The organism is Streptomyces sp. NPDC057654 (assembly GCF_042800135.1).
GTDB lineage: Bacteria > Actinomycetota > Actinomycetes > Streptomycetales > Streptomycetaceae > Streptomyces.
The window spans coordinates 1-6293 of sequence record NZ_JBHVHQ010000505.1; the positions used below are offsets into that span (position 1 = coordinate 1).

Sequence of the window (6293 nt, forward strand, 5' to 3'; positions counted from 1 at the left end):
GTCATGCGCCCTGGTCACCTGGTGCTCCGTCTCTCCGGCGCTCGTGGCGCCGGCTGGGGTGGGGGTGGTGCGCGCCGCGGCGGGGCCGGTGGGCTCCGGCGGCGTCGGTGCGGGGTGGGGACGGGTCCGGCCGTTCTCGGGCTGCGCCGGGGGCCGGTCGTGCGCGGTGGCCGCCGGGAGCGGCCGGGCGGGTGTCACGGTGTGTCAGGCCCGCAGGGTCGCGCCGCCGTCGACGTAGAGGTCGTGCATGGTGATGTGGCGGGCCCGGTCGGAGACGAGGAAGGCCACGGCGTCGGCGATGTCGGAGGGCTCGGCGATGCGGCCGAGCGGGATGCCGACGCGGTACGTGGAGGGGTCGCCGTCGATGACGCGCAGCGGGGCCTGCGGGTCGGTCCACATGTCGCGCTGCATGGCGGTGTCGGTGGAGCCGGGCGAGACGACGTTGCAGCGGATGCCGCTGCGGGCGAGCTCCAGCCCGAGGCACTTGGTGAACATGGTGGCGGCGGCCTTGGAGGCGGCGTACGCGGCCATGCTGGTGCGGGGGACGCCGGCGGCGTTGGAGCCGACGGTGACCATGCAGCCGGCGCGGCGCTCGCTCATGCGGCGGGCGGCGGCGCGGGAGGTGTTGAAGACGCCGGTGGTGTTGACGGCGAAGGTGGCGTTCCATGCCTCGTCGGTGAGGTCGACGACGGGCGCGGTGTGCAGCACGCCGGCGACGTTGACGAGGATGTCGAGGGGGCCGGTGGCGCGTTCCACGTCGTCCATGACGCGTTCGACGGCGGAGCTGTCGGTGACGTCGGCGAGGTGGGCGGTGACGCGGGCGGCACCGAATTCGGTTTCGAGGGCCTTGATGCCGTCGGGGGTCGCGTCGAGGGCGGCGACCTTGGCGCCGCGTTCGATCAGTGCGCGGACGACCGCCTCGCCTATGCCCTGTCCGGCGCCGGTGACCAGCGCGACGCGTCCGGCGAGTTCTGGCTGCTGCACGACGGAATCCCCTCCTGGTGGTTAGGTAAGGCTAACCTAACATGGCTCCGAGCCTGGTGAGGAGTGGCGAGCGCCGAATCCATCGCCGCTCAACCACTCCCCCGCCCCCGTCAACCCGCGGCGCGCTCAGCTCACTTGGCCATGGCCTTCTGGATGTCGCCCAGCACCGACATCGCGGCCAGCGGGCCGCCCAGGCTCGTCCACTTCGAGCCGTCGATCTCGGTGAGGTGGCCGTCCTTGACCGCGCCCAGCTGCTGGTACGCCGGCTTCTTCTTCAGCGCCGCGAAGAGGTCCGCGTCCTTGCCCTTGGCCGCGAGGGTGCCGATGAACAGCCAGTCCGCGTCGATCTGCTTGATGTCCTCGTCGCTGATCGGCGTCGAGTGGCCCGCGCCCTTCTCGTTCTGAATGCCGGGACGCTTGAAGCCGAGATCCTTGAGCACATCGCTGATGAAGACGCCCTGCTGCATGACGGCGGTGCCCTTGCCGGAGTAGCGGGCGACGCTCACCGTCTTCCCGGCGTTCGCGCCGATCGCCTTCTTCACCTCGCCGGCCTTCTTGTCGTAGTCCGCGAGGAACTTCTTCGCGTCGGCTTCCTTGTTGAGGATCTTCCCGGTGAGGGAGAGCGCCGACTTCCAGTCCTTGTCCTTGCCGATCGTCACAACCGTCGGCGCGATGCCCCGCATCTGCGTGAGGATCTGCTTGTCGCTGATCTGGCCCGCCAGGATGACGTCCGGCTGGGCCGCGAGAACCTTCTCCACATCCGGCCCGGTGACCGCGCCGACCACCGGAATGTCCTGCGCCTTCTCCTTGAGGTACTCCGGGGCGCCCTGCTGGCCGCGGCCCGCGGTGAGACCGGCCGGCTTCACGCCGAGCGCGAGCGAGCTGTCGAGGTCCATCTCGCTGAGCACGACGACCTTCTTGGGGGCCTTCGGCACCTCCACCTGCGCGCCCGTCGCGTCGGTGACCCGGCGGGCGTCGCTCTTGCCGCCGTCCGACTTCGCGCTGTCCGTCGTGTCCTTGCCGTCCGAACCGCAGGCGGTGAGCGAGAGCGCGGCGGCGAGGGCGATCGCGGTCGCGGCGGTCAGCCGGGTGCGCGAGGAACGGGAGGAGGACATGTGTGGATCTCCGAGCTCTGGGGACAACATTCAGGGGCGTTTCGGGGCGTCGCAGGTCATCGCGGGCCGTTTGAAGGGCGCGAAAACCGGACAACACCTCGTGGGACACAAGGGCATGGCAGAGCGTCGGACGCGTCGGCACAACCCGCCCGAGACCCCACCATGCATTAGGTTAGGCTAACCTCATGCTGGTTGCGCAAGAGGGCGGGGCCCAGATCCCCGCGCCACCCGAGGCCGAGCCCCCGATATCCGACGGCTCGCGCGGCCGGGTCCGCTGGACGGCCCTCGCGCTCCTCGCGGCGCTCCTCGTCCTCGCCCTGCTCTCGCTGCTCATCGGCACCGGCAGCGAGCCGATGGGCCGCGCCCTCGACTTCCTCCTCGGCGACCGGGCCGCCCGCGCCGACGCCCAACTCCACCTGGCCGTCATGGACGTCCGCGTACCGCGCACCATCGCCGCCGTCCTCGTCGGCGTCGCCCTGGGCACCGCGGGCGCCCTCCTCCAGGCCGTCACCCGCAACCCGCTCGCCGAGACCGGGCTGCTGGGCGTCAACTCGGGCGCGGCGCTCGGCGTCGTCGTCGGCCTCACCTACTTCGGCGCCGACTCCTCGTACGCGATGCTCGTCTGGGCCCTGGCCGGCGGGCTCGCCGCCAGCGCCGTCGTGCTGCTGCTCGCCGCCTCCGGCCGCGGCGCCGGGGCCTCGCCGCTGCGGCTCGTCCTGGCCGGCTCGGCGCTCGGCGCCACCTTCCACGGCGCGACCTCGTACGTGCTGCTGGGCACCAAGTCCACCTTCGACGAGTACCGCTACTGGACCATCGGCTCGCTCGCCGGCATCGAGACCTCCACCGCGCTCACCATGGCCCCGCTCGTCGCCGTCGGCCTCCTCGTCGCGCTCGGCGCCGCCCGCCCGCTCGGCGCGCTCGCCCTCGGCGACGACTCCGCCCGCGCGCTCGGCCACCACCCCGGCCGTATCCGCCTGGTGGTGGCCGGCGCGGTCACCCTCCTCGCGGGCGCCGCCGTCGCGCTCGCCGGGCCCATCGCCTTCCTCGGGCTGCTCGCCCCGTACGCGGCGCGGACCGTCACCGGCCCCCGCATGGCGCCCCAACTCCTGCTCTCCGCCCTCATCGGAGCCAATGTGATGATCGCCGCGGACATCCTGGCGCGCGTCGTCATCCGCCCCTGGGAGACCCCGGTCAGCGTGCTGCTCGCGCTCCTCGGCGGGCCGCTGCTGATCTGGATCGCCCGGTCGAACCGGATGAGCGGCCTCGGCGCGTCAGGGGCGTCCGCATGACCGAGCGCACGACCGAGCCGCGTACCGACCCGCCTGCGGTATCCGACACCGCGATCACCCCGCCCGACAGCGTCGTCCTGCGCACCGGCACCCTGTCCTGGCTCTTCCCGCGCCGCACCGCGCTCGTCTCCGTCGGCCTCGCCCTCGTCATCGCCGTCGTCGTCGCGCTGGCCACCTTCGCCAGCTCCACCGGGCTCAGCCCCGCCGACACCCTCTCCGGGCTGTTCGGCACGGGCGACCGGATGACCGTGATGCTGATCCAGGACTTCCGGCTGCCGCGCATCCTGGTCGGGCTGATGGTCGGCGCGGCCCTCGGCGTCTCCGGCTGCCTCACCCAGACGCTGGCCGGCAACCGACTCGCCACCCCCGACATCATCGGCGTCAACGAGGGCGCGACCGCCGCCGTCGTCGCCTCCGTCGTCGGCAGCTCGACCGCGATGGTCGGCGACTGGTGGCTCGGCCCGCTCGGCGCGGTCGCCGCCGCGGTCGTCGTGGTCGCCTGCGCGGGCGGCGCGGGCACCCGCGGCTACCGCGTCCTGGTCGTCGGCATCGGCGTCTCCACCCTCATCGGCGCCGTCACCAACCTCGTGATGTCCCGGCAGAACGAGAACACCGCGGGCGGCGTCTTCCTGTGGAGCGTCGGCAGCCTCAACGGCCGCGACTACACCGTGGGACGCCCGCTGCTGCTCTGCCTCGTCGTGCTCATCCCGCTCGCCCTCATCGCCGGCCGCCGCCTGGACGTCATGCGGTTCGACGACGACATGGCCGCCGCCCTCGGCGTCAACATCCGGCTCGTACGCGGCCTCACCCTGGCCCTGGCCGTCGCGCTGGCCGGCGTCGCGGTGGGCATCGGCGGCCCGATCGCCTTCGTGGCGCTCGCCTCCCCTATCCTCGCGGGCCGCCTCTGCGGCCCCACCCGGGTGCCCATCGTGGGCTCCGCGCTGGTGGGCGCGGGCCTCATCGCCGCCGCCGACGCGCTCGGCCGCGTCATCGCCCCCGTCGAGATCCCGGTGGGCGTGGTCACCAGCGTCCTCGGCGGGCCGTTCCTGCTGTGGGTCCTGATCAGCGGCGACGGCCGCTCGCGGGCCGCGAAGCCCTCTCGCCGCCCCTCCGGAAAGGCATGACCGTGCAGAAAGGCATGACCGTGGCCGAGACCGCCCACGACCTCGTCGTCGAGAAGATCGAGGCGGGCTACCCCGGACATCTCGCCGTCCGCGGCGTCGACCTCACCGTGCCGGCCGGCCGCGTCGTCGCCATCGTCGGCCCCAACGGCTGCGGCAAGTCCACCCTGCTGCGCACCATCGCCCGCCTGCACCAGCCCCGGTCCGGCACGGTGAGCGTCGGCGGCGCCGACGTCTGGCAGCTCGGCCAGCGCCGCGCCGCGCACCTCGTCTCGCTGCTGCCGCAGGCCCCGCAGGCCCCCGAGGCCGTCACCGTCGCCGGGCTCGTACGGTACGGGCGCCACCCCCACCAGGGGCTGTTCCGCCAGTGGTCCCGCCAGGACGAGCGGGCGGTGCGCGCCGCGCTGGAGGCCACCGGCACCACCGAGCTGGCCGGCCGCCGCCTCGACCGGCTCTCCGGCGGCCAGCGCCAGCGCTGCTGGCTCGCCATGGTCCTCGCCCAGGAGACCCCCCTCGTCCTGCTCGACGAGCCGACCAGCGCCCTCGACCTCGGCCACGCCGTGGAGGTCCTGGAGCTGGTGCGCTCGGTGGCCGCCGCGGGCCGCACCGTCGTGATGGTGCTGCACGACCTGATGAGCGCCGCCCGCTACGCCGACGTCATCGTCGCCATGCGCGACGGCGAGATCGTCGCCGACGGCCCCTCGCGGGAGGTCGTGGACGCCGCGCTGGTGCGGACGCTGTACGGCATCGACGCCGACGTCCTCGCGGCCCCCGGCGACGGCTCCCCCGTCGTGGTGCCCGCCGCCCGTACGCCGCGGGCCGCCGCCCCCGCGACCGTGGGACAGGGCAAGGCGCAAATGTAGTCTTTGCGGGTGCGCATTCTGGTGGTCGAGGACGAAGAGCGGCTGGCCGACACCCTGCGGCGGGGGCTGGCCGCGGCCGGCCACTGGGTGGACGTCGCGCACGACGGGCGGCGCGGCCTGGAACTCGCCCTGGCCCAGGGGTACGACGCGCTCGTCCTCGACGTGATGCTGCCGGGCCTGGACGGCTACGAGGTCTGCGGGCGGCTGCGGCGGCTCAAGGACCGTACGCCGATCCTCATGCTCACCGCGAAGGACGGCGAGTACGACGAGGCCGAGGGGCTCGACGCGGGGGCCGACGACTATCTCGCCAAGCCCTTCTCCTTCGTGGTGCTGCTGGCCCGGCTGCGGGCGCTCGGCCGCCGGGCCGGGCGGGAGCGGCCCACCACCCTCCAGGCCGGCGACCTGGTCCTGGACGTCGCCGCGCGCGCCTGCCGGCGCGGCACCCGGGAGATCGAGCTGACCACGCGGGAACTCGCCGTGCTGTCGTGTCTGATGGCCGGCAACGGCCAGGCGGTGCCCAAATCGGACATCCTGCACGAGGTGTGGGACGCGCCCGGCGACATCGACCCCAATATCGTCGAGGTCTACATCAGCTCGCTCCGCAAGAAGATCGACACCCCGTTCGCGCGTCGCTCGATCCGCACCGTGCGGGGCGTCGGCTACCGGGTGACGCCCGATGACGGCTGACCGCCCGGCCACGACCAACCGTCCGCCGACGGCCGACCGTCCGCGCCGTCGGCTGCGCCGGCTCCTCCCCCGCACCGTACGGGCCCGCGCCACCGTCGCCGCGGCCCTCACCATGGCCGTCATCCTGGCCGCCGGGGGCGGCTGGCTCTATCTCGTGCTGCGCCACAACCTCCTCGACAACGCCGCCGAACGCACCGAGCTGGCCGCCCGCAAGACCGCCGCCGGGCTCGGCCC

At 73.6% G+C, this 6293-nt stretch carries 6 protein-coding genes and 2 pseudogenes; 5 read left to right on the top strand and 3 right to left on the bottom strand.

Annotation, left to right across the window (positions count from 1 at the left end; all coding sequences use genetic code 11):
• The 3 genes and pseudogenes from ACFU99_RS29090 to ACFU99_RS29100 form a co-directional block, all read right to left on the bottom strand.
• Positions 1 to 198, bottom strand: a pseudogene (locus tag ACFU99_RS29090) (hypothetical protein); the annotation flags it as partial.
• A gap of 6 nt (positions 199 to 204) precedes the next feature.
• Positions 205 to 984 carry a 2,3-dihydro-2,3-dihydroxybenzoate dehydrogenase gene (locus ACFU99_RS29095; RefSeq protein WP_384397653.1) on the bottom strand — a complete coding sequence of 260 codons (780 nt, stop codon included), beginning with the start codon at positions 982 to 984 and terminating at the stop codon, positions 205 to 207.
• A 131-nt stretch (positions 985 to 1115) separates the two neighbouring features.
• On the bottom strand, positions 1116 to 2099 hold the full coding sequence (locus ACFU99_RS29100) for an ABC transporter substrate-binding protein (RefSeq protein WP_384397655.1): 984 nt from the start codon (positions 2097 to 2099) through the stop codon (positions 1116 to 1118).
• Positions 2100 to 2284: 185 nt separating this feature from the next.
• Between ACFU99_RS29100 and ACFU99_RS29105 the strand changes: the two genes are divergently transcribed.
• The 5 genes and pseudogenes from ACFU99_RS29105 to ACFU99_RS29125 all read left to right on the top strand — a co-directional run.
• Entirely contained in the window at positions 2285 to 3388 is a 1104-nt protein-coding gene (locus ACFU99_RS29105; protein WP_384397657.1) for a FecCD family ABC transporter permease, read from the top strand.
• A complete protein-coding gene (locus ACFU99_RS29110; protein ID WP_384397659.1) occupies positions 3385 to 4512 on the top strand; it encodes a FecCD family ABC transporter permease in 1128 nt (375 codons plus the stop codon). The genes ACFU99_RS29105 and ACFU99_RS29110 overlap by 4 nt, the downstream gene beginning before the upstream one ends.
• Complete coding sequence (locus ACFU99_RS29115) at positions 4509 to 5372, top strand: ABC transporter ATP-binding protein (RefSeq protein WP_384397661.1); 864 nt, start codon at positions 4509 to 4511, stop codon at positions 5370 to 5372. The genes ACFU99_RS29110 and ACFU99_RS29115 overlap by 4 nt, the downstream gene beginning before the upstream one ends.
• Positions 5373 to 5381: 9 nt before the next feature.
• Positions 5382 to 6059 carry a response regulator transcription factor gene (locus ACFU99_RS29120; RefSeq protein WP_384397663.1) on the top strand — a complete coding sequence of 226 codons (678 nt, stop codon included), beginning with the start codon at positions 5382 to 5384 and terminating at the stop codon, positions 6057 to 6059.
• Positions 6049 to 6293 (top strand): annotated as a pseudogene (locus tag ACFU99_RS29125) (hypothetical protein); the annotation flags it as partial. The gene ACFU99_RS29120 and the pseudogene ACFU99_RS29125, both read left to right, overlap by 11 nt.